The organism is Fictibacillus marinisediminis (assembly GCF_023149135.1).
In the GTDB taxonomy this organism is placed as follows: Bacteria; Bacillota; Bacilli; order Bacillales; family Fictibacillaceae; genus Fictibacillus_C; species Fictibacillus_C marinisediminis.
Genome location: NZ_JAIWJX010000002.1, coordinates 1,294,903 through 1,314,044, shown reverse-complemented (window position 1 = coordinate 1,314,044; position 19,142 = coordinate 1,294,903). Strand labels below are relative to the sequence as shown.

Below are 19,142 nucleotides of genomic sequence, written 5' to 3'. Positions count from 1 at the left end.
CTTTATATTCTAAATTTAACGAACTATTTATTCAATATATTTCGAATGAACATTCAAAAAAAACACAAAAGCAGCTTTACGCTTTTGTGTCTCTGAGCCCATTTACTGTTTTACTTTCTCCTTTATTTGATTCATCTGCTTGTTATGTGCATGCGTATGAGCAGTAAAGCGGTCATCCTCTACCTGTTCAGAAATTTTAAGCCCCTGTGGGACAATGGAAGCCGATACCCGCTTCAGCCCGAGTTGATCTTTTTGGTAAACATAGGACGCTCGTGTAGATACTGCGGCACCTGGCTCTGTTACGAAAGGGACAACACGATAGTCAGCCTGCCATTGTTCAGGTGTCACCTTACAGCGGACATAGCCGCGGTAGTCGTTAAAAAATTTGATATGCGAATTTTGTTCCAAAATATGATCGGTATCTTTTCGCTTATCAGCGCCATTTCCACCGGAAGTGATGGAAGTTCCAACAAATTCAGCACCGAAGATTGGTGAATTGGGATTATCAAAATCCATCAGCAGGTTGGAAGCCCAGCTCGCGTGAACATCCCCTGTTAATACAATCAGATTGTTCATGTTTTTACTTTTTACAAAGTCTAAAACCCGCTGGCGCTGTGCCGGATAGCCATCCCAGGAATCCATGCTGTAAACAGGGGCAGCGCTTGTCCCAAAATTCCATTGAGCAAAGAAAATCTGCTGAGCCAGTACATTCCAGTGAGCCTTGGAAGTACTCAGATTGTTAAAGAGCCAGCTTTCCTGTTCCTTCCCCATAAGAGTACGGCGAGGATCCAGTGATTCAGGAGACTGTGGTTTGTTTCCGTCTCCATTAGCTTGATCCGACCGGTACTGGCGGGTATCGAGTACATTGAACGAAGCGAGGTTTCCGTATGCGAAATTTCGGTATAAACGCATGTCCGGCCCGTTTGGTAGCGATGTTTTACGAAGCGGCATATGCTCATAATACGCTTGGTAAGCGGCAGCCCGGCGAATGATGAAAGCTTCCACAGACTGTCCTTTTTCAGGAATCTTATCCGCATAGTTGTTTTCAACTTCATGGTCATCCCAGGTAACAACCCATGGGAAAGCAGCATGAGCAGCCTTCAGGTTCGCATCAGAACGATACTGGGCATGACGGTTGCGGTAATCATCCAGCGACATGACCTCTGCACTGCTGTGCGTGCGGACATTTCCGGTTGCTGCGACATACTCGTTCGGGCCATATTCGTAAATATAATCACCAAGATGGAACACAAGATCCAGATCCTCTTCAGCCATATGCTTATAGGCCGTATAGAATCCGTGTTCATACTGCTGGCAAGAAGCAAATGCAAATTTCAATTCTTTCACGGCAGATCCAACAGCAGGCAAGGTCTTCGTTCTGCCGATCGGACTCAGTTCATAACCGCTTTTAAAACGATAATAATAGACTTCGTTAGGTTTTAACCCGCTCACTTCAACATGCACGGAATGCGCAAGATCAGGTCTTGCCAGCTCTGTTCCGTATTGAACGATGTTGCGAAAACGTTCATCTCTGGCAATCTCCCATTTTACCGGAACAGCTTGTGCAGGCATCCCGCCCCCATTCAGCGGATTTGGGGCAAGACGTGTCCACAGCACGACGCCATCGGAAAGTGGATCACCAGACGCAACACCCAGGGTAAAAGGATAGCTTTGAAACTTTGGAGCCGCGTTAACCTCAAAGCCCCCTATGGACTGAGCCAGCACCATACCTAGAGATAATCCCGCGATCTTACCGGTTCCTTTTAGAAAGCTTCGACGATCGAACCTCTTGTCCTCATTACTCTTATCGGTTAAATTCTTAATCCAATCCTCCATATGCCTCTCATCTGCCATGCTGATTCCCCTCTCATTGAAATAGTAGCGTACGAGGCTCAGTATAAAACCTGTTTGTGAATCTACCGTAAAGATATGTAAAGGCCGGAGTTTAAGAGAATAAAAGGAGAAGGCCATTCTTCTCAGGACTTTTATCATCCCCTGTATCTTTTTTCAACATATTTCAATGCGTGAAAGGACAAATTCAGTCAACCCTCAACAAACAATAAGGACTTTCGCCCAGGTGAATTTTAACATTCGCTTTAAAAAACCCTAACAATTGGAAGTTAAAAAAAGAGTGCGGGGAGCACTCTTTTTTGATTGGCGCGTATTTGTGTGAGATTGGATCGTAAAACGAGAAGATTCGCGCGTATTTCAACCCAATCGGCGCGTATTCCTTCAAACTCACGAAGGCTTCCTCAGCTCCACAACATTATCCTCCTGTTTAGCCAGCTTTTTACGGTAGACAATCTTGGATAGCGTGATGCTGAACTCATACAGAACCAAAAGTGGGATCGTGACAAGAAAATCTGACATGAAATCCGGCGGCGTAATTACAATCGCAATCAGTACTAAAACAAAATAAGCGATTCTCCGTGCTTTTGATAGTAGTTTTGGATTTACGAGTCCGATTGATGTCAGAAACATGATGACGAGAGGAATCTCGAACAAAAAGCCAAACGGCAGCGTGAGATTCATCATAAATCTGAAATATTTTTCTGATGTAAAGAAGGTCTGAAACTGTCCATCCGACAGCGAGAGCAGGAAATCCAGCACCATCGGGTAAACCACAAAATAGCCAAAGGCAAGGCCGGTAATAAACAGCAGAAATAACGCCGGTATGTAGGACAATGCCGTTTTGGCTTCATGTTTAGAGAGTGCCGGTTTCACAAACATCCAGATCTGGTGAGCCGCCACCGGAATCGTCAGTGCGATGGAGATGATGCCCGATATCATAAAATACACCCACAGAATATCACTTGGCCCAAGAACCGCAAGCTTCTCGTCCAAATCCCTGATCAGCCAGTGATAGATGTCCTGAACATAAATAAAGGAAACGATGAAAAATAGAGCAAATGTAACCAAGGTAATGATCAGCCGTTTTCGAAGCTCGCTTAGATGATCCACTAGGAGCATTTCTACATCCTTCATAATTTTTCACCTCTGCTAAATAAGAGGAAGGAGATGACGAATGGCCATCCCCTTCTTCTATTATTTCTGGTCTGCTCTCTCTTCCTTTTCATCCGAACTCATCAAATCTTTGGCAGAGTTTTTAAATTCCCTGAGTGTGCTGCCAAATGCCCGTCCAATCTCAGGAAGTTTAGAAGGTCCAAAGATAATTAACGCGATCACTAACATGATAACCAAGCCGGGTATACCGATATTTTGTAACATTGGAATGCCTCCTTAAGGATGTCGTTATCGCTCACCTCCTACGATAAATAAGTATTGTTGAGGAAATATGAAGAAAAATTTAACATTTTATAAACTTAAAAAAGGATGGCATTCACCATCCCTTACACGATATTAATTGCCCGTGCCGCCAATACAACGAGCGCAACAAGTGAGATCACCGATTGTGTCATCATCAGGAGTTTCGCCCGCCTGGAAAATACAGCCGTATCCGCCGGACTGAAAGCAACACTTGTGTTAAAGGCTACAAATAAGTAATCCAGGAAATTAGGCTTCCACCCTTCCCACTCTGGCAGTGAGGACATCATCTGAGGAAAACCAAATTCAGGCTTCCCTGGATTTTTTGAATTTCTCCGGATTGGCCCCCCTCTGTCGATCTCCCAATACCAGATCGCAAAAATCAGCACGTTCGCTGCCCACAATAGACCAGCACTTTGAAATAATTCACTGGCACTCGGCATGCCAAAAAATAAAGAATACACCAAGTCCACCATGCTGCTCATCAAGGCAAAAGTAAGAACTAAAACCCGAAGAATCGCAAATTTCCTCGACCATAGATCATGTTCAGAACTAACTGCGTAAAGTAAAGGAATATAAAGGATAAAAGCAATGACAAAGACCGGCCAGTTCGGGCCGATTGTCACCATATTGGACAAAAGTTTAAATAAGATTCCGATGATGACGATCGCAACATCAGACGGCCAGCGGTAATCTTTTTTCGTACTCATTTTCAATTTCATAAAACCGCCAACTTAAAAAGGGTAGTCAATGGATGAAGGCATGCTCGTCCTCATACACCGCTACCTTATGATATGTCATTAAAAATGGATTGGTGACCTTATCTTTCCAGGGGAATTAAAGATTGATGCTATTCAAACAGTTGAATTTTCGGGTCTCTGCTATTTATGGCGAGTACCGTCTGCAGCTGACCTCTATGGTGATAGACATGTCCGAGAATTTCCAGCATCCATTCGTATCTTGAATAGGACACTCCCCACCACGAGGTTGTCACAACAGACCAATCTTCATTCGTAAAACACGCCGTCTTCTCTTTTAAAAAAGCAAAATGATCAAGAAGCATCTCCTTTATTTCCAAAAGGGTCTGGGGGTGGTGCTTTTCATAGAACTCCTCCATCTCCTGCTGAGTGGCCCCATTCAAGATCATAAAGTCCGCTTTATAGATCACGGCTAGATGGGCGAACAGTTCCCGTAATGTTCTTTTCTCCGCTCCCAGCGAAAGTTCCAGGTCGCTTTCTTCCATGATTTCTAAAATTTTCAGAATGTAATGGTTGGCTATCTCCAGCTGGTGAAAAATTGGTTTTATTATATTCATGAGGACTCCTTTCTAAGTAAACAAAAAAACCCTCATATAAGGGTTTCATAGTGAAAATTAAACGCCAGTGCGACGGTGCTGGTTGTTGGCCTTTTTCGTCTGCTGGCTTTTCATTTGTTTGGTTGATTTAACCGGGTTTGTAGAAAGCTTTCCGTTAGCCTGCTGCTGCTTTTTTTCAGCCAGCTTTTGCTTGATCGCTTCCTGATAGCTCAGCTTTTTAGGCTGCCCGTTATTTTCAGATGACATATTTCGTACCTCCTTATGCCGTATAGATCATACTGTAATGATATCTTCTTCCACATGTTTTGTCTGCATTTTTTTACAAATAGGGCAACTTAATTGGAGAACATGGCCCAATTTCGCTATGATAGATGGCAGGAACAAGGAAAGGAACGCTGCACATGGTGGATTTTGAATTGGATACAGTGGATTGCAAGAGGTTCGCTTTTTCTTGAAGATCTCCGACACAAACACCCATAAATATATTTATACAATGGCCCTGTTGGAAAAAAAGGAATTGACATTATTTTGAATACCTGCCATAATACGAAGTAATTTGATATGAGTACACTCTTATTAAGAGCAGGTGGAGGGAATTAGCCCTATGAAGCCCGGCAACCATTCATGCTGAATCATCAGTATGGAAACGGTGCTAAATCTAACAGCGAAAGCTGAGAGATGAGAGGTCAACGGATTTATTCGGAAGCCCTCTGTCTCTTTTGAGATAGAGGGCTTTTGGTTTAAATCCATGCTCTCAAGACAGTGTAGCACTATCAAAAAATGAAAATGGGGGTTGGGGAATCAATGAAATTAAAAAAATGGGGATTATTATTACTGGGAGTATTGATCGCGGCAGCATTATCGGCATGCGGATCATCAAGCACGAGCGGCGATGGGAAAAGGATAGAAAAATTAACTGTCGGTGCCTCTAATGTACCGCACGCTGTCATTCTAAAAGAAGCGGTTCCTTTGCTGAAGAAAAAAGGAATTGACCTGAAGATCGTTAAATTCCAAGATTATGTTCTGCCAAACAAAGCGCTGGCCAATAAAGAGATCGATGCTAACTACTTCCAGCACATTCCTTACCTGGAGCAGCAACTGAAAGAAAATCCAAACTATAAATTCGAAAACGCTGGAGCCATTCATATTGAACCAATGGGCGTTTACTCTAAAAAATACAAATCACTAAAAGATTTGCCGAACGGTGCAAAAGTGATTCTAAGCAATTCAGTAGCTGAGCATGGCCGAATTCTTTCTATCTTTGAAAAAGCAGGATTGATCAAGCTTAAATCAGGCGTCGGGTACAAAGCACAGCTGAAAGACATTGTTGAAAATCCAAAGAAACTTAAATTTAGGGCTGACATCGAGCCAGCTCTTCTTACAAAGGCCTATCAGTACAATGAAGGAGATGCTATCGTCATCAACACGAACTATGCCATCGATGCTGGACTTAATCCAAAGAAAGATTCCATCGCACTAGAAGGGCCTGATTCTCCATTTGCCAACATCATCACTGTCCGCCAAGGCGATAAAGACAAGAAAGCCATTAAAACCCTGGTTGAAGTGCTTCATTCTAAAAAGATCCAATCGTTTATTGAAAAAGAATACAAAGGCGCCGTCCTCCCTGTATCAAATTAAGATGAAATAAGTGCCTGGAGAATTATCTCCAGGCTCTTTTTTGGTATGGGGCGGAATGATGTGTTTGGCATGTAAAATGCTTGATCTGGCACGTAAAGCGAAAAAAGCGGACAGTAAACTCTTAAAAGCGGCACGTAAACTCAGCAAAGTGGACAGTAAACCATATAAACCCGCATGTAAACTCAAAAATCACTATTCAAACACATTACCTGCACACTAAAAACACAGCAAGCTCCTCAAAAATAATGAAGCTTCCCCTCATCTACGAGAAAGCTTCTTTTTCATCAAATAATTGCCACTTATTTTCTTGGATCCTGCACTTCTTTTTAGCTTTTGACGGTTCCTCTCAGACTGTAGGAGATGGAACGATTGGATATGATCCTTTCTTTTACACCATCCGGAAGATATAGATATGGCTCTGCTTCCTTATAATCCATCCATGCGACTTCCTCGATTTCATCCGGACATAGGGTCCCAATCTTTCCACCGGTTATTTTGCCAAGGAACGTAAAGAAGATCACATGATGCCCATTTTCTTCAAAAAAGGCCTCGGATATTCCAAATACGTTCTCTACTTCTACTTCCAGGCCCGTCTCTTCTCTCACTTCACGGACAGCAGCCTGTTCAAGGGTTTCCCCTTCCTCCACTGCACCCCCGGGAAGCGTATAATAGGAACCTTTATCCCCTCTGTTCTTCACCATAAAGATGTTATCCGATCGTTCGTCCCACAATAAAACATAAACCACATCTACACGTTTCATTTGCTCATCTCCTCTAACTGTTTTGATAGCTTCTCATTACTTATGCAGGCCAACTGTTCAACCTCGTTGAGAATCCTTGTCCTTCCTTTTTCACTCAAAGTCCATTTTTCAGGGACAATTTCTCGATTATCCTCCAGAGGCAAAACATCTAAAACTTTATCATCACTTGCGTACAAAGAAGATAGAAGGTAAAAACGGCGACAGAAGAAAGACTTTCCGGCCAACAGAACGTTTTGATGAGGAGTAGAATTTAAGAATTCAAAAGCAGAGTGAATGACACTCTCTACTCCTTTGTCTTCATTCCGGTTTGGTATGGCTATCAGTCGATGCTCACTAATTCCCGCTTTTGATAAAAGAGGAGCATAGTAATTATATTCATTTTGTTTCAAGAACGAGTTATAAACCCCAGGAATCAGGATCAGCTCTGCTCCTTTCTCTTCATAAAAGGAGAGCAGCTGTTCATTTAATTCTGGAAAATGTCCGGGATGATATAAAATGACATCGGTCTGGTCGAATAAGTGAAGCTGCCTCATGAAAACAAGATCTTCCATACAGCGTAGTGCTGCGTTGTTCATCGTAAAATCCCCTTCTTTTGAATGTTTTCTTTATCCTTTCTTTAAGGGATGCAAAACCCTTCTTTTCTAAAAGGCATCCCCCGAAATAATGTTATAATATGGAAAATTAACAGGTGGAGGAAATAAGCGAATGCTTTTGAAATCTCTCGGTGTAGCTGCAATCGGAGTAATCATTGTATTTGTGGGATGGATGATTAAAAGGATGCCACGACCAAGTAAAAAATTAAAAGAACTTCCAACACGGGAAGTTCTTTCTTACATGCCATTATGCTGCAGAAGATCAAATCGGTTGCCATATAGATCTTCAAAAACGACTTCAATGCCCCAAGGAACTTCCTTCGGTTCGCCTAGAAAGCTCACCCCTTTTTTCTTCTTTTCTTCATAATCACGTAAACAATCATCCGTTTGAATGACTAAGAAGGCATGATTGGAGGCCTGGCTGCCGATTCTTTCAGCTTTATCCGGCGTATCACCCTTCACAAAAACGATGGCGGTCTCTGATTCCTTTGAAGGAGCTACTGTAACCCATCTGTGTCCATTGCCAAATGCTACATTAGTTAATAGTTCAAATCCCAACTGATTCGTATAAAAAGCAACCGCCTCATCAAAATCTTTAACAAGGATGGTGATATGTCCAATTTTTTTCTTCATCGTTCACACCTCAGATTCATTTTGGAGTATTTCATGTTAAAAGGCTTCGTATTCTCTGATGATTAATTCATCTCCGACCCGCTGATCGTTAAGAGGTTCCTTGTCCGATCCCAAATCCGTTGTCCCTCTAGTATGACGGAACAAACTGGAAATTGCATTCAAATACTTAAATTTTTTCCGTAAATATGGTATAATGGATTTAAGAAAATAATCGTACGACTTGGAGGAGCCTGTCACCAAGGGATATTTATGCCCTTGGTGACAGGCTCTTTTTTTGTTTTCAAAAAAAAATGAAAGGTGGTTGTTCACATGTTAATACTGCAAATCGCCATTATTTTAATTGCTTCCAAAATAGCGGGAAGCCTGAGTGTAAGATTAGGACAGCCTTCAGTTCTTGGAAAACTTATCATTGGGATTGTTCTTGGACCTTCGGTATTGGGATTAGTGAACGAGACAGAGACGTTAAATGAATTTAGCCAAATCGGTGTGATTTTCTTAATGTTTATTGCCGGGTTGGAAACGGATCTGGATGAGTTTAAAAGGACAGGTAAAGCATCCACGTTTGTGGGCTTCGGAGGTATCATTGTTCCCCTTGTTTTAGGATATTTAGCAGGTATGGCATTACACCTATCCGTATTGGAAGCTGTATTTTTAGGGCTCGTTCTTTCTGCAACAAGCGTAAGTATTTCTGTTCAGGCACTCAAGGAGATGAACCAATTAAAAACACCTGAAGGAACAACAATCTTAGGTGCCGCTGTGATTGATGATGTAGTCGTTATCATCGCTTTGGCATTCTTAATGAGTTTTGCTGGCGGAGATGTCAATTTAACAACGGTTATTCTTAAGAAACTTTTATTCTTCGCAGGAGCTATTCTTACAGGATGGAAGGTCGTCCCTTACTTTTTAAACAAGTTTTCTTCATTAAAAGTCACAGAAACGGTGATTTCATCCGCTCTGATTATTTGTTTCGTTTTTGCCTATTTCGCAGAATATACAGGAGTTGCAGCGATCATTGGTGCGTACATCGCCGGAGTAGCGGTTAGCGTGACCAACTTCAAACAAGAGGTTTTTGAAAAAGTTGAAACGATCGGATATTCTCTCTTTGTTCCTATTTTCTTTACCTCCATCGGAATTACAGCAGAGTTTTCAGGGATTACGGAAAATATAGGTCTTATCATAACCCTTAGTTTAATCGCGGTCCTAACCAAATTAATCGGAGCTTCAATAGGAGCAAAAGCGGCCGGATTCAGCTGGAACAGCTCACTCGGAATTGGTTCCGCCATGGTCTCTCGTGGCGAAGTAGCGTTGATCATTTCCGCTATTGGTCTAGAATCAAAGCTATTGAGCCAAGACATGTTTGCTGTCATTGTTGTCGTCGTTCTTGTGACAACTATTGTTACACCACCTATGATGAAAATCTTTTTCAAATCAAAAATTAAAAAGGGCGTCAATACTGTATAACAAGAAAAAGTGGACTGCCCGCAGTCCACTTTTTTTATTGCCCCAATATCTGATACAGCTCACCAAGCTTCTGTATTTCATAAGTCGGAACCATATCCGTATGGTTGGTTTTCTTTTTGGGATTAAACCAGCAGGTATCGAGCCCGGCCAGCAGTCCGCCTTTCATATCCGCATTTAAGGAATCACCGATGATCAATCCTTGGTCTAGAGAAAAATCGGGGATTCGTGCAAAAACATAATCAAAGTACTCTTTCATTGGCTTTTGATACCCCGTGTCCTCGGAAACAAAAATACCTTTGAACAGTGGATGCAGTCCCGAACTTCTCAACCGTTTGTCTTGTGTTTTGGAAACACCGTTTGTCACAATATATAGATCAAAACGATCTTGCAGCACTGTGATCAATTCCAATGCTCCTTCGATCAGCTGGTTCCCTTCACTTAAAAATCGACGGTAGGTTTCTTCAAGCAAAAGCCCATCCGCCTCATGGCCGTACTCTTTTAATAAAAGAGAAAAACGGGTGTTGAGAACCTCTGCCCTTTCGATTTCCCCTTCTTCAAAAGCTTGCCAAAGCCCCTGGTTTATTTTCTTATAAAGGGTCTCCAGTTCTGAGGTAAATGTAATCAGCTGCTCTTCACACAACATGCGAAGGGCTGTGCTCTCTGCCGCACCGAAGTCCAACAGCGTATCATCAACATCAAATAACAGTGTTTTGTAAGTTTTCATGAGGCTTTCTGCGATTGCTGAGTCTCTTGCTCACCGCTGAATTTAAAAACAATGATGCCTCCGATGATGATCAGCACTCCAATCAGCTCTTTAAAGGTAAAAGGCACCGGTTTCAAGCCTAAGGCGCCCACCGAGTCCAAAAACAGGGCAAATCCAAGCTGTGATGCCAGGACAATGGAGATAGCAATCGTTGGCCGGAGCCGTTTGACCCCTTGCACCACACAGGTCACCACTCCTACTCCAATCACACCGCTGAACCAATACCACGTTTGCATATGGTGCAGATGGAATAATTGTTTCCCTTCAAAGATTAAACCAAGCGTCAGTGATGCAATGAATCCCAGACCCAAAACCAGGACATTCGTTGCCCAGGATCCCGCATGTTCATTGACCTTACTATTGAAAATGTTTTGCAGGCCGACGAGCGCTCCTGCAATCAGCGCAAAAATGATCCCTAAAAGCATAACTCTTCTACTCCTTATTCATAGATATTGTCATTGGCCAATGCCCGCAAGCCTTCCCGATCTTTTACAAGAATTCCTCCGCTGTTCCTTTCAACCAATCCTTCTGCACAAAATTGCTGGATGACCCGGTTCAGATGCCTGTAGCTCGTTCCGATTAAATTCGCAGCATCTTTCAAGCTTCGGGTACTGTGCTGCCCCGTTAATAAGGAATCCGATTCATCAAACGAGACCGACAAGAGATAACTCGCCAGACGAACTTCCACCGGATAGAGCAGATTAAAGCGTAAAGAATTGGATTTCACATAGAATTTTTCCGTAATGATTTTCAATAAAAAATTCAGGAACGCTGAATCATCACAAGCGTATTTTTTCAGCCAGCGATGATGAATACCGATCATCGTGACAGGAGATACAGCCTCCACTGTATTCACCGTATCTGTACCCCGTACATATTCAATGTCCCCGATCACTTCAAGCGGTGTTTTAAACGAAAGAATGAGTGTTTTGCCTTCTGGTGAGGTGGTGTACACTTTTACCTTCCCCTTCACCAGTACATAAATATACTGTGCGGGTTCTCCCTGTGAACAGATGAGCTCACCCGGCTTGAAATGATATAACTTCAAATACGGCATCAATTGCGAATGAAATATAGATTCTATATGATGATCACTTAAATATAATTCAAGCAGCTCTCGATCATTGATTTTTTTCATAGCGAAACCTCCATCAGGCGATTATCACATGCTTAAAATCAGCACACCTGTAATCATCATACCAATTCCGATGAACTGCGGCATCCTCATTCTCTGTTTCGCCGTTCCAAACCAGCCGTAGCTGTCTGTTAAAAAAGCAACGCTTAACTGAGCGATCAAGAGAGCAGAGATGGTCAGGGTCACACCTACCTTATGGATGGCTGTTACATTACTGAAGATCACGACAGCAGCAAACGTTCCCCCAAACAAATACAGCGGTTTCACAAGTTTGAATTTTTGCCAAGTACGATCTCTGAAGAAAATCATGAGGATCATCGCTAAAATAAATCCTGTCATCTGGGTAACTGTGGCCGCTTGCCATGTGCCAATATCCTGGCCGATCCGGGAATTGGCCACACCTTGAAGGGAAATGAAGATACCTCCGAACAACGCAAAAAGTATTCCTTTCATCGAATCTCTCCCCTGTTTAATTTACATTTTTCATTATCAGGGAAAGCCACGCATGAGGGAAAGGACATATGTCCTCACTTTATAAAAAAAATGAAGGCAGCTTTTATTGTTGAGATAAATAGAATGCACCATAATTTCACAGGATGGAGTTGTTTTCATTTATGTATTTATTGTGAACAGCTATGTGCAGCCGCCTTTTTTCATTTAAAATGACAGAGTAATCTAATCTATTATAGAGGGGAATTGTAATGAAAATTAAATCACTTGCCGTCCTACTCTCCTTATCTTTTCTAATTGCCTGTTCCAATAAAGAACCTCAAAAAAGGGAAGAAAATCATCAAGAGCATGAACAATCTCAATCTCATGAAACCTCCGATATTAGAGAGGAAACAGGAAAAGTTGAATCTTTGCCTTCTTTTTTGATGAAACAGCCAAAAGAGATACAGGTAATTTATCAGGCTGCTGCTAAACATAAAGAACTCCTCGAGAAGATTCCTTGTTACTGCGGCTGTGGAGAAGAAGCAAACCATAAAAATAATTACGATTGCTTCGTCCATGAAAATAAAAAGAATGGTGCAATAGTTTGGGATGATCACGGAACAAAATGTGGGGTATGTCTGGAAATCGCTGCACAATCAGTAATGGATTACAGCAAAGGAAAATCAGTAAAGGAAATTAGAGAGAACATCGATAAAACATATGAGAAGGGTTATGCAAAACCAACACCTACCCCTACCATATAAAGAAAAACCATTGAGAGATCGTCTCAATGGTTTTAATTATGTCATCTTGATATATTTCATTCTTTATCCTTTAATAGCCTTAAAGCATTTAAAATAACGATTAATGCTGCCCCTGTATCACTTAATACCGCCATCCAGAGCGTAAGCCAGCCAGGGAATATCAATCCTAATGCAATAGCCTTTATGATGATGGAAAACCAAATGTTTTGCTTGATGATGGATAACGCATTTTTACTCAATTTCATGGTATGAGGCAGCTTATCAAGATTATCAGCCATTAAAACAATGTCCGCGGTCTCCATGGCAGTATCCGTTCCCGCTCCACCCATCGCAATTCCTAGATCAGCGGCGGCCAGTGCAGGGGCATCATTAATTCCATCACCGACCATGGCTACCTTGTACCCTTCGCTTTGCAGCTTCTTGATTGCGGTTACTTTATCTTCTGGCAATAATTCAGCAAAGTAACGACTCACATTTGCTTCAGAGGCAATCATTTTAGCGGTACCTTCGTTATCCCCCGTTAACATGACGGTCTCGCGTATTCCTCTTTCTTTTAATGCTTTTAACGAAGAGATGGTAGATTCTCGGATGGTATCCGACACGGCAATCAAACCAATGATCTTTTGTTCCGTACCAATGATCACAATCGTTTTCCCTTGGTTCTGCAGCTCCAGTACATTTTGGTTAAGCTGATCCAGTGAGACCGTCATTTCTTTAAATAGAGTTAGGTTTCCTGCGTAATAATTCACTCCATCAATCGCGGCTTGGACGCCTTTCCCAACAATGCTTTTATATAACTCTCCTTCTTTAGAAGAAATTCCTTGGGACTTCGCGTAATCCACAATGGCTTTAGCAATTGGATGAGTGGAATAATTCTCTAATGTGAAGGCGATGGATAACAGTTCTTCTTCTGTACCTTCCAGCACTTCAACTTTTGATACTTTTGGTTTACCCTCAGTTAAGGTTCCTGTTTTATCAAACGCGATAGCTGTGATGGCACCCGCTTTTTCTAAGAAGGTCCCACCTTTGATTAAGATTCCATTCTTTGCAGCATTCCCGATGGCTGACACAATGGCCACTGGAGTAGAGATCACCAGTGCACATGGACAAGCAATCACCAATAATTCAAGCCCTTTATAAAACCAATCACCCCACGTTCCTAATGTTAATAATGGCGGAAGGACCATGATAAGTAATGCCAATCCAAATACAATCGGCGTATAGATGGCTGCGAATTTATCAATAAAGGCTTCAGTGGGTGCTTTTTGCTCCTGAGCTTCTTCCACCAAGTGAATGATTTTGGAAATAGTCGTATCTTCGACTAGCTTTGTTACCTTGATTTCAAGCGTTCCGTGTTCATTAATGGTTCCTGCATACACGTTGTCTCCTGATTGCTTATCAACAGGGATGGATTCACCTGTAATCGGTGCTTGATTAACACTGGATTCCCCTTTAAATACCTCTCCATCCAAAGGAATCTTGTCACCTGGTTTAACAATAATGACATCACCAATCGAGATATCCTCTACGGTTTTTTTAACAACATCTAAGCCGGCTTGAACCCAGGCTTCTGGAGGAGCTAGATCCATAAGATTGCGAATCGAATTTCTTGTTTGTTCAATGGACTTATTCTGCAATACGTTGCCCAATGCAAATAACCAAACCACAGTGGCACCTTCCAGCCACTCACCAATAAAAGCTGCCCCAATTGCTGCCGCTGACATTAATACATTCATGTCTAAAGAACGGCTTCTTAACGAATAGTAAGCACTTTTCACAGGTTTATATCCACTCAGAATCATGGCAACAGCATAGAGGATCGAGGACATCAATGTGGATACACCTGTAAAGGAACCAGCAAAACCAAGTGCAATCAACAGGCCTGAACCAATGAGCAAACCATTTTCATTCTTCTTTTGGACAGGCTGACTTGCTGTACGGCTAGTATCTAACGTAGCTTTAAACCCAATCTTAGAAACTTCTGAAACGATTTCTTCTGGACTATTTGTATGTTCAATTTTCATTTTCCCCGTCGAAAAATTAACATTTACGCTTTGAACAGAAGAGTGGAGGTTTAAATGATTTTCGATACTTTTAGCACAACTACCGCAATCCATTCCTTCTACCGTGTAGGTCTTAAGTTTTCTTTTCTCATTAATCGGCTCCACAGTATAGCCGAGCTTCTTAATTTGGCCTTCGATGGGATCAAAGGCTGAGAGATTGTGTGCAACGACTTGCATTTTCGCAGTACTGTAATTAACATGGACTTCTTTTATATCCGTTAGTGTGCGAATCCCTTTTTCAATGGTTTTTGCACAAGCAGGACAATCCATTCCCTGGACTCTAAACTCCATTTTTTCACTATCAAGGGAAGGTACAATACTCGTTTCTTTTATTTGTGGCTCAGAAGAACAACAGCTGGTTGTTTTCTCCTTGGCTATTGCTTCTGTGGCTTCCCCACCTGAACAGCAGCTATCCTTTTTCGTTTGTGGCTTTTTATCAGAGCCGGAGCATTGGTTTGACATAAGAATCACTCCTAATCTATATGACTGTCACAACAAGCGACATCATTTTGAACGTCGGCAAGAACAACGTTAAACATGTTAAGCAGTTCACGGACCTGCTGATTGCGGATACGATAATAACAATATCTTCCTTCCTGTCTTCCTACAATAATGCCACAACCTTTAAGACAGGCGAGATGTTGTGATATGTTGGATTGATTTCCGTTGATCGCTTCTACGATTTGAGATACAGTTTTTTCTTCATCCATTAACGCCTCTAATATTTGAATTCGTGTTTTATCAGCAAAACCACGTAGAAATTTTACCTTTGTATCAATTTCGATCAATTGCATACCAATAGCCCCCATTCATACATTAGAGTAAACTAATATATATTAATATGATATTAGCAATAACTAATATATGTGTCAAAAACTTTTAAAGCGGTTCGTAATCATACTTTGGAAAGATAAATGTACTTTTGAAAGTGTCAACATAAAAAAGAGCTGTTGTGAAAACAGCTCTTCCATGTTACCTATTGAATTGTTATGTTCAGTCCCCGATCAATCAGGTTAGCAGTTACTGGTTTCGTTCCGATCTCCCTCGCCCAAACCGACAATTGTCCGATGTGATGGATTTCGTGGGCGATCACATGGCGCATGATTTCTCCATGGGTGAATGTCACTTTCCTTCCATCAGGTCGGGTATCATGCAAAATTCGTTCTTCCATACTGTCTTTCCAGGCAAGAACAAAATTTTCCACTTCAGGCTTAAACTCGGCGTCCAGTTTTCTGACTTTTTCAAGGGATTGATATCCATCAAAAGTCTCCTGAAAATCAGGTTTTTCCTGTAATCCACGAATCCAGCTCCACTCGACATCGATGATATGAAAGAGCGTATGTAAGATGCCTCCCACACTGCCTGTACGAACTTTTAGTAGTTCAGCTTCAGGAACACCCTCACACCATTTGTACCAATCCTCCCTGACTTGCCAGTTGTAACGAAACAGCGTCTTCATGATACTTCCTCCTTATCCGGCCGGAACTCAATGAGCCAGCAATCCCTGTACTTTCCTTCATGCCACTCATGTTCAGCCAGTACTTTTACTTTTTTAAATCCGCATTTCTCATAGCACCGAATGGCCCGTTTATTCCAGGTTTGCGGATCCATAATAATGACCTGAGCCTGCTTATCGTTTACTAGGTACTCCAGCATCCCTGCCACCAAGTCTGTCCCAATCCCTCTATCACGATAACGAGCTTCCCCGAGGAACTGATCCATCCCATATACCGTTTCATCACGGTATCCGTATGCATGTTTTGCTTCAACATCCAGTTTATAAAATTGAATGTATCCAATGTCTATTCCATCGTACTCAACAATACAGCCAACCGTCTCGTCTTCTTTTTTAAAAAACTTCTGTATCACTTTATAGACATCGTGAGGGCGGTCCCTGCCTTCATAAAATTCCAGGACAGATGGATCTGAAAGCCACTTAGCCAATACGAACCGATCTTCATAAGCGAGCTGCCGTACGCTTAGCTTTCCATTTTGAAAGAACACAGAGCTTCCCCGCCTTTTATTCTTGCCGATTTATTGAAGCTTGTTTGAGATTTTCTTTCATCAGCTCAGCAATCCGTCTCTCGTTTTCACCAGGCTGCTTACTCAGTTTCTCCATCACCATTTGCTGCCGTTTTAATGGATGGTTTTGACTCAATTTTGCTTTTCCCTCCATACTCGTAACGGCAAGCTTAAATCCGACAATCCCTTTCTGCATCCCTGATATGTAATGTGGGTCCAAATCGTTAACATCATAAGAACTCTCAGGATCCTCATATTGCTTCACCATGCTAAAGAGGGTTTCAGCCATCTCTTGCTCATCCTGTATAACCTGGATTTCCCCATACACATGGACGGTTACATAATTCCAGGTCGGCACCGCTTCCCGGGTCTCATACCAGGAAGGAGAAACATAGCAATGAGGTCCTTGAAAGATAACAAGGACCTTCTGCTGTTCAATATCTTTCCACTGATGATTCGGCCGGGCAAAATGGCCATAAAGCATACGTTTCTCACGGTCTAGCACCAAGGGAAGATGTGTGGCAAAAGGAACACCTTCATGCTGAGAAATGACCGTGGCAAAACTATACTGTTCGATAACATCAAACATCATTTCTCCATCGTTTATTTCAAAGGGCTTGGGAATATACAAGCTACCACTCCTTTTCTGCTGCAGCTACTGAGAGCACGTCACCTCAAACATAATGTCGTTCAGCGCATGAAAATAAAACGTATACCCACCACGGATCACTCTCGGATGATTGCCGATTGCCAACAGAAACCTTTGCAGCTTTTAGCTGTTCATACATTTCATCCACTTTTTCGCTCGTTTCTACATAAAAGCCAACGTGAAAACCATTCGGATACTTTGGAGGCTCTTCTCCCATACTGGTCAATACCAGCAGAAATCCCTCACCATCATCCATAACCGTACTCACATCGCTCTTTTGCACTTTTGTTTGAAATCCTAAGAAGTGTTCAAAAAAATGCTGTGCTTCTGCTAAATCATTCACACATAGATTCAAATGGTTAAGCTTCATGCTCCACCTTCCTCACCCGCATTTTTTGATGGGAACAAACAAATCGACCTTGCATCTCCCTTCCGGATCCTCTGCAGGATTATTCAGGTTAAACTCTAAATTATGACGTGAAAAATCCGGCTCATACTCACTGGCAGGCAGCCACACTGCAAACATAAACTGATAAGCCTGATTCAGTTTATCCGGTGTGTCATAAAAGGAGTACACGGCATATGCTCCGGCATCCAATTTCTTAAATGAAACATCAGGATGCTCTTCTTTTTGAAAATCTTTTGGAATCGTCACACAGGCATCATGACGGCATTCTTGATCTTCTACCAGCTCGGGATTATCAAGCGAGATTCCGATAAACTGCTGCTGCGGAGGAAAAAGCTCATTGCCGAACGCCCACTGAAACAATTGACCCCAATGCTCTGGCGGCTCAAAGTAAGACCCGACTCGTCTGACATACGCAACTTCATATTCCGGTAATTCTTTAACGGTCACTGTCATCATTCATTCTCCTCAAAGGGTATTCATATCCTGGTTTATTTCTTCGCCAGAACATCCGCAATCCCTTCCTCCCTACATTGAGGCTATGATTTCCCCACCAAAAAAAGACATCAGGATACGTTCTCCTGATGCCTCTTTTTTTTATCTTCTACTCCTCGTAATTAAACAACACTTCCCATGATTCCCGGCCAACGATACCGTCGACTGCAAGGTGATGTTTTTGTTGAAATTCCTTAACTTTCGCTTCTGTTTTCGATCCAAAGATGCCATCAATTTTAATAGAACCGCCCGCATCGTTTAAACGTGCCTGAATCCACGTCACATCCATTCCTCGGTCACCTTTCTTAATGGCGTGCCCCGGATAGGGGACTGGCGTGTGATAGAGAGCATTCCATGTGGAAGGACCCACTATCCCATCTGTCTTAAGATAGCGATAGTATTGAAACTGCTTCACTTTCTGAAGCGTCACCTCTCCAAAGATTCCATCAACCGTAATCGGGATTCTATTTTTGATTAGTTGTGTTTGTACTTTCCTGACATCAGAACCACGATCCCCGTATTTAATGACGTGGCCGGGATAAGGATCAGCCACATTCGCATTTTCTGATTTTACACCGGACGATGCGCTCGCTGCAGTTGGGAGTAAAGCTTGTAGTGCAAGAAATCCTGCTGCCGAGAAACAGATCAACGATTTTTTCATGCTCATACACTTTAGCCTCCTTACAAAAATTTGAAAAAATACAACAATACCACTCTATACCCGATTTCTTGTCCCTTGCAAGCCCTT

General features: G+C 42.2%; 24 protein-coding genes and 1 riboswitch. Of the genes, 3 read left to right on the top strand and 21 right to left on the bottom strand.

The annotated features are described in order from the left end of the window. Nucleotides 1-102 precede the first annotated feature (102 nt). The 6 genes from LCY76_RS07240 to LCY76_RS07215 all read right to left on the bottom strand — a co-directional run bounded on the left by LCY76_RS07240 (nucleotide 103) and on the right by LCY76_RS07215 (nucleotide 4,825). Nucleotides 103-1,836 (bottom strand): alkaline phosphatase D family protein, encoded by a 1,734-nt coding sequence (locus tag LCY76_RS07240; RefSeq protein ID WP_419714982.1) that lies wholly within the window; start codon nucleotides 1,834-1,836, stop codon nucleotides 103-105. Nucleotides 1,837-2,238: 402 nt separating this feature from the next. Further along, complete coding sequence (gene tatC / locus LCY76_RS07235; protein WP_062239586.1) at nucleotides 2,239-2,985, bottom strand: twin-arginine translocase subunit TatC; 747 nt, start codon at nucleotides 2,983-2,985, stop codon at nucleotides 2,239-2,241. Between the two features lie 60 nt (nucleotides 2,986-3,045). Then, entirely contained in the window at nucleotides 3,046-3,228 is a 183-nt protein-coding gene (locus LCY76_RS07230; RefSeq protein WP_248252074.1) for a twin-arginine translocase TatA/TatE family subunit, read from the bottom strand. A 122-nt stretch (nucleotides 3,229-3,350) separates the two neighbouring features. Then, nucleotides 3,351-3,986 (bottom strand): DUF1345 domain-containing protein, encoded by a 636-nt coding sequence (locus LCY76_RS07225; protein WP_248252073.1) that lies wholly within the window; start codon nucleotides 3,984-3,986, stop codon nucleotides 3,351-3,353. 128 nt (nucleotides 3,987-4,114) lie between these two features. After that, nucleotides 4,115-4,579, bottom strand: coding sequence for a DinB family protein (locus tag LCY76_RS07220; RefSeq protein ID WP_248252072.1), 465 nt, complete (start codon nucleotides 4,577-4,579; stop codon nucleotides 4,115-4,117). Nucleotides 4,580-4,636: 57 nt separating this feature from the next. Then, nucleotides 4,637-4,825, bottom strand: a complete 189-nt coding sequence (locus tag LCY76_RS07215; protein WP_062239573.1) for a hypothetical protein — start codon at nucleotides 4,823-4,825, stop codon at nucleotides 4,637-4,639. A 324-nt stretch (nucleotides 4,826-5,149) separates the two neighbouring features. Then, nucleotides 5,150-5,264, top strand: a riboswitch (SAM riboswitch). A 119-nt stretch (nucleotides 5,265-5,383) separates the two neighbouring features. Here LCY76_RS07215 and LCY76_RS07210 point away from each other — a divergent pair. Continuing rightward, a complete protein-coding gene (locus LCY76_RS07210; RefSeq protein WP_248252071.1) occupies nucleotides 5,384-6,217 on the top strand; it encodes a MetQ/NlpA family ABC transporter substrate-binding protein in 834 nt (277 codons plus the stop codon). A 326-nt stretch (nucleotides 6,218-6,543) separates the two neighbouring features. On the opposite strand, the gene LCY76_RS07205 is transcribed toward LCY76_RS07210, so the two are convergent. From LCY76_RS07205 to LCY76_RS07195, 3 genes are all read right to left on the bottom strand, one after another. Further along, on the bottom strand, nucleotides 6,544-6,978 hold the full coding sequence (locus LCY76_RS07205) for an NUDIX hydrolase (RefSeq protein WP_248252070.1): 435 nt from the start codon (nucleotides 6,976-6,978) through the stop codon (nucleotides 6,544-6,546). Then, nucleotides 6,975-7,553 carry a hypothetical protein gene (locus LCY76_RS07200; RefSeq protein WP_248252069.1) on the bottom strand — a complete coding sequence of 193 codons (579 nt, stop codon included), beginning with the start codon at nucleotides 7,551-7,553 and terminating at the stop codon, nucleotides 6,975-6,977. The genes LCY76_RS07205 and LCY76_RS07200 overlap by 4 nt, the downstream gene beginning before the upstream one ends. A gap of 255 nt (nucleotides 7,554-7,808) precedes the next feature. Next, on the bottom strand, nucleotides 7,809-8,204 hold the full coding sequence (locus LCY76_RS07195) for a VOC family protein (protein WP_248252068.1): 396 nt from the start codon (nucleotides 8,202-8,204) through the stop codon (nucleotides 7,809-7,811). A gap of 309 nt (nucleotides 8,205-8,513) precedes the next feature. On the opposite strand from LCY76_RS07195, the gene LCY76_RS07190 reads away from it, so the two are divergent. Next, nucleotides 8,514-9,665, top strand: coding sequence for a cation:proton antiporter (locus tag LCY76_RS07190; RefSeq protein ID WP_248252067.1), 1,152 nt, complete (start codon nucleotides 8,514-8,516; stop codon nucleotides 9,663-9,665). Nucleotides 9,666-9,699: 34 nt separating this feature from the next. Here LCY76_RS07190 and LCY76_RS07185 read toward each other — a convergent pair whose 3' ends face one another. From LCY76_RS07185 to LCY76_RS07170, 4 genes are read right to left on the bottom strand one after another with little or no spacing between them, the layout of a single operon-like run. Then, nucleotides 9,700-10,389 (bottom strand): YjjG family noncanonical pyrimidine nucleotidase, encoded by a 690-nt coding sequence (locus LCY76_RS07185; protein WP_248252066.1) that lies wholly within the window; start codon nucleotides 10,387-10,389, stop codon nucleotides 9,700-9,702. Next, entirely contained in the window at nucleotides 10,386-10,853 is a 468-nt protein-coding gene (locus LCY76_RS07180; protein WP_248252065.1) for a DMT family transporter, read from the bottom strand. Before LCY76_RS07180 ends, LCY76_RS07185 begins: the two co-directional genes overlap by 4 nt. A gap of 14 nt (nucleotides 10,854-10,867) precedes the next feature. Beyond that, a complete protein-coding gene (locus tag LCY76_RS07175; protein WP_248252064.1) occupies nucleotides 10,868-11,566 on the bottom strand; it encodes a Crp/Fnr family transcriptional regulator in 699 nt (232 codons plus the stop codon). A gap of 24 nt (nucleotides 11,567-11,590) precedes the next feature. Then, entirely contained in the window at nucleotides 11,591-12,016 is a 426-nt protein-coding gene (locus tag LCY76_RS07170; RefSeq protein ID WP_053355090.1) for a DMT family transporter, read from the bottom strand. 248 nt (nucleotides 12,017-12,264) lie between these two features. Between LCY76_RS07170 and LCY76_RS07165 the strand changes: the two genes are divergently transcribed. Next, a complete protein-coding gene (locus LCY76_RS07165; RefSeq protein ID WP_248252063.1) occupies nucleotides 12,265-12,759 on the top strand; it encodes a PCYCGC domain-containing protein in 495 nt (164 codons plus the stop codon). Between the two features lie 56 nt (nucleotides 12,760-12,815). Here LCY76_RS07165 and LCY76_RS07160 read toward each other — a convergent pair whose 3' ends face one another. The 8 genes from LCY76_RS07160 to LCY76_RS07125 form a co-directional block, all read right to left on the bottom strand. Continuing rightward, nucleotides 12,816-15,284: a heavy metal translocating P-type ATPase gene (locus LCY76_RS07160; RefSeq protein WP_248252062.1), complete on the bottom strand. Its 2,469-nt coding sequence runs from the start codon at nucleotides 15,282-15,284 to the stop codon at nucleotides 12,816-12,818. A gap of 11 nt (nucleotides 15,285-15,295) precedes the next feature. Continuing rightward, entirely contained in the window at nucleotides 15,296-15,616 is a 321-nt protein-coding gene (locus LCY76_RS07155) for an ArsR/SmtB family transcription factor (protein ID WP_248252061.1), read from the bottom strand. A gap of 182 nt (nucleotides 15,617-15,798) precedes the next feature. Then, nucleotides 15,799-16,281 (bottom strand): DinB family protein, encoded by a 483-nt coding sequence (locus tag LCY76_RS07150; RefSeq protein ID WP_248252060.1) that lies wholly within the window; start codon nucleotides 16,279-16,281, stop codon nucleotides 15,799-15,801. Continuing rightward, nucleotides 16,278-16,826: a GNAT family N-acetyltransferase gene (locus LCY76_RS07145; protein WP_248252059.1), complete on the bottom strand. Its 549-nt coding sequence runs from the start codon at nucleotides 16,824-16,826 to the stop codon at nucleotides 16,278-16,280. Before LCY76_RS07145 ends, LCY76_RS07150 begins: the two co-directional genes overlap by 4 nt. 16 nt (nucleotides 16,827-16,842) lie before the next feature. Then, nucleotides 16,843-17,475 (bottom strand): FMN-binding negative transcriptional regulator, encoded by a 633-nt coding sequence (locus LCY76_RS07140; RefSeq protein ID WP_248252058.1) that lies wholly within the window; start codon nucleotides 17,473-17,475, stop codon nucleotides 16,843-16,845. A gap of 43 nt (nucleotides 17,476-17,518) precedes the next feature. Then, nucleotides 17,519-17,863, bottom strand: coding sequence for a VOC family protein (locus LCY76_RS07135; RefSeq protein WP_248252057.1), 345 nt, complete (start codon nucleotides 17,861-17,863; stop codon nucleotides 17,519-17,521). A 12-nt stretch (nucleotides 17,864-17,875) separates the two neighbouring features. Next, the gene (locus LCY76_RS07130) at nucleotides 17,876-18,355 is read right to left on the bottom strand and encodes an AraC family transcriptional regulator (protein WP_248252056.1); all 480 of its coding nucleotides are present in this window, start codon (nucleotides 18,353-18,355) and stop codon (nucleotides 17,876-17,878) included. A gap of 148 nt (nucleotides 18,356-18,503) precedes the next feature. Then, nucleotides 18,504-19,061, bottom strand: coding sequence for a peptidoglycan-binding domain-containing protein (locus LCY76_RS07125; protein ID WP_248252055.1), 558 nt, complete (start codon nucleotides 19,059-19,061; stop codon nucleotides 18,504-18,506). Nucleotides 19,062-19,142: the final 81 nt, after the last annotated feature.

What these genes read in the sequence shown, in the direction of transcription:
- LCY76_RS07155 (WP_248252061.1), bottom strand. Translation starts at nt 15,616, where the DNA reads ATGCAATTGATCGAAATTGATACAAAGGTAAAATTTCTACGTGGTTTT.
- LCY76_RS07225 (WP_248252073.1), bottom strand. Translation starts at nt 3,986, where the DNA reads ATGAAATTGAAAATGAGTACGAAAAAAGATTACCGCTGGCCGTCTGAT.
- LCY76_RS07200 (WP_248252069.1), bottom strand. Translation starts at nt 7,553, where the DNA reads ATGAACAACGCAGCACTACGCTGTATGGAAGATCTTGTTTTCATGAGG.
- LCY76_RS07240 (WP_419714982.1), bottom strand. Translation starts at nt 1,836, where the DNA reads ATGGAGGATTGGATTAAGAATTTAACCGATAAGAGTAATGAGGACAAG.
- LCY76_RS07180 (WP_248252065.1), bottom strand. Translation starts at nt 10,853, where the DNA reads ATGCTTTTAGGGATCATTTTTGCGCTGATTGCAGGAGCGCTCGTCGGC.
- LCY76_RS07220 (WP_248252072.1), bottom strand. Translation starts at nt 4,579, where the DNA reads ATGAATATAATAAAACCAATTTTTCACCAGCTGGAGATAGCCAACCAT.
- LCY76_RS07190 (WP_248252067.1), top strand. Translation starts at nt 8,514, where the DNA reads ATGTTAATACTGCAAATCGCCATTATTTTAATTGCTTCCAAAATAGCG.
- LCY76_RS07205 (WP_248252070.1), bottom strand. Translation starts at nt 6,978, where the DNA reads ATGAAACGTGTAGATGTGGTTTATGTTTTATTGTGGGACGAACGATCG.
- LCY76_RS07175 (WP_248252064.1), bottom strand. Translation starts at nt 11,566, where the DNA reads ATGAAAAAAATCAATGATCGAGAGCTGCTTGAATTATATTTAAGTGAT.
- LCY76_RS07215 (WP_062239573.1), bottom strand. Translation starts at nt 4,825, where the DNA reads ATGTCATCTGAAAATAACGGGCAGCCTAAAAAGCTGAGCTATCAGGAA.
- LCY76_RS07210 (WP_248252071.1), top strand. Translation starts at nt 5,384, where the DNA reads ATGAAATTAAAAAAATGGGGATTATTATTACTGGGAGTATTGATCGCG.
- LCY76_RS07195 (WP_248252068.1), bottom strand. Translation starts at nt 8,204, where the DNA reads ATGAAGAAAAAAATTGGACATATCACCATCCTTGTTAAAGATTTTGAT.
- LCY76_RS07150 (WP_248252060.1), bottom strand. Translation starts at nt 16,281, where the DNA reads ATGAAGACGCTGTTTCGTTACAACTGGCAAGTCAGGGAGGATTGGTAC.
- LCY76_RS07170 (WP_053355090.1), bottom strand. Translation starts at nt 12,016, where the DNA reads ATGAAAGGAATACTTTTTGCGTTGTTCGGAGGTATCTTCATTTCCCTT.
- LCY76_RS07160 (WP_248252062.1), bottom strand. Translation starts at nt 15,284, where the DNA reads ATGTCAAACCAATGCTCCGGCTCTGATAAAAAGCCACAAACGAAAAAG.
- LCY76_RS07230 (WP_248252074.1), bottom strand. Translation starts at nt 3,228, where the DNA reads ATGTTACAAAATATCGGTATACCCGGCTTGGTTATCATGTTAGTGATC.
- LCY76_RS07130 (WP_248252056.1), bottom strand. Translation starts at nt 18,355, where the DNA reads ATGACAGTGACCGTTAAAGAATTACCGGAATATGAAGTTGCGTATGTC.
- LCY76_RS07165 (WP_248252063.1), top strand. Translation starts at nt 12,265, where the DNA reads ATGAAAATTAAATCACTTGCCGTCCTACTCTCCTTATCTTTTCTAATT.
- LCY76_RS07125 (WP_248252055.1), bottom strand. Translation starts at nt 19,061, where the DNA reads ATGAGCATGAAAAAATCGTTGATCTGTTTCTCGGCAGCAGGATTTCTT.
- tatC (WP_062239586.1), bottom strand. Translation starts at nt 2,985, where the DNA reads ATGAAGGATGTAGAAATGCTCCTAGTGGATCATCTAAGCGAGCTTCGA.
- LCY76_RS07185 (WP_248252066.1), bottom strand. Translation starts at nt 10,389, where the DNA reads ATGAAAACTTACAAAACACTGTTATTTGATGTTGATGATACGCTGTTG.
- LCY76_RS07135 (WP_248252057.1), bottom strand. Translation starts at nt 17,863, where the DNA reads ATGAAGCTTAACCATTTGAATCTATGTGTGAATGATTTAGCAGAAGCA.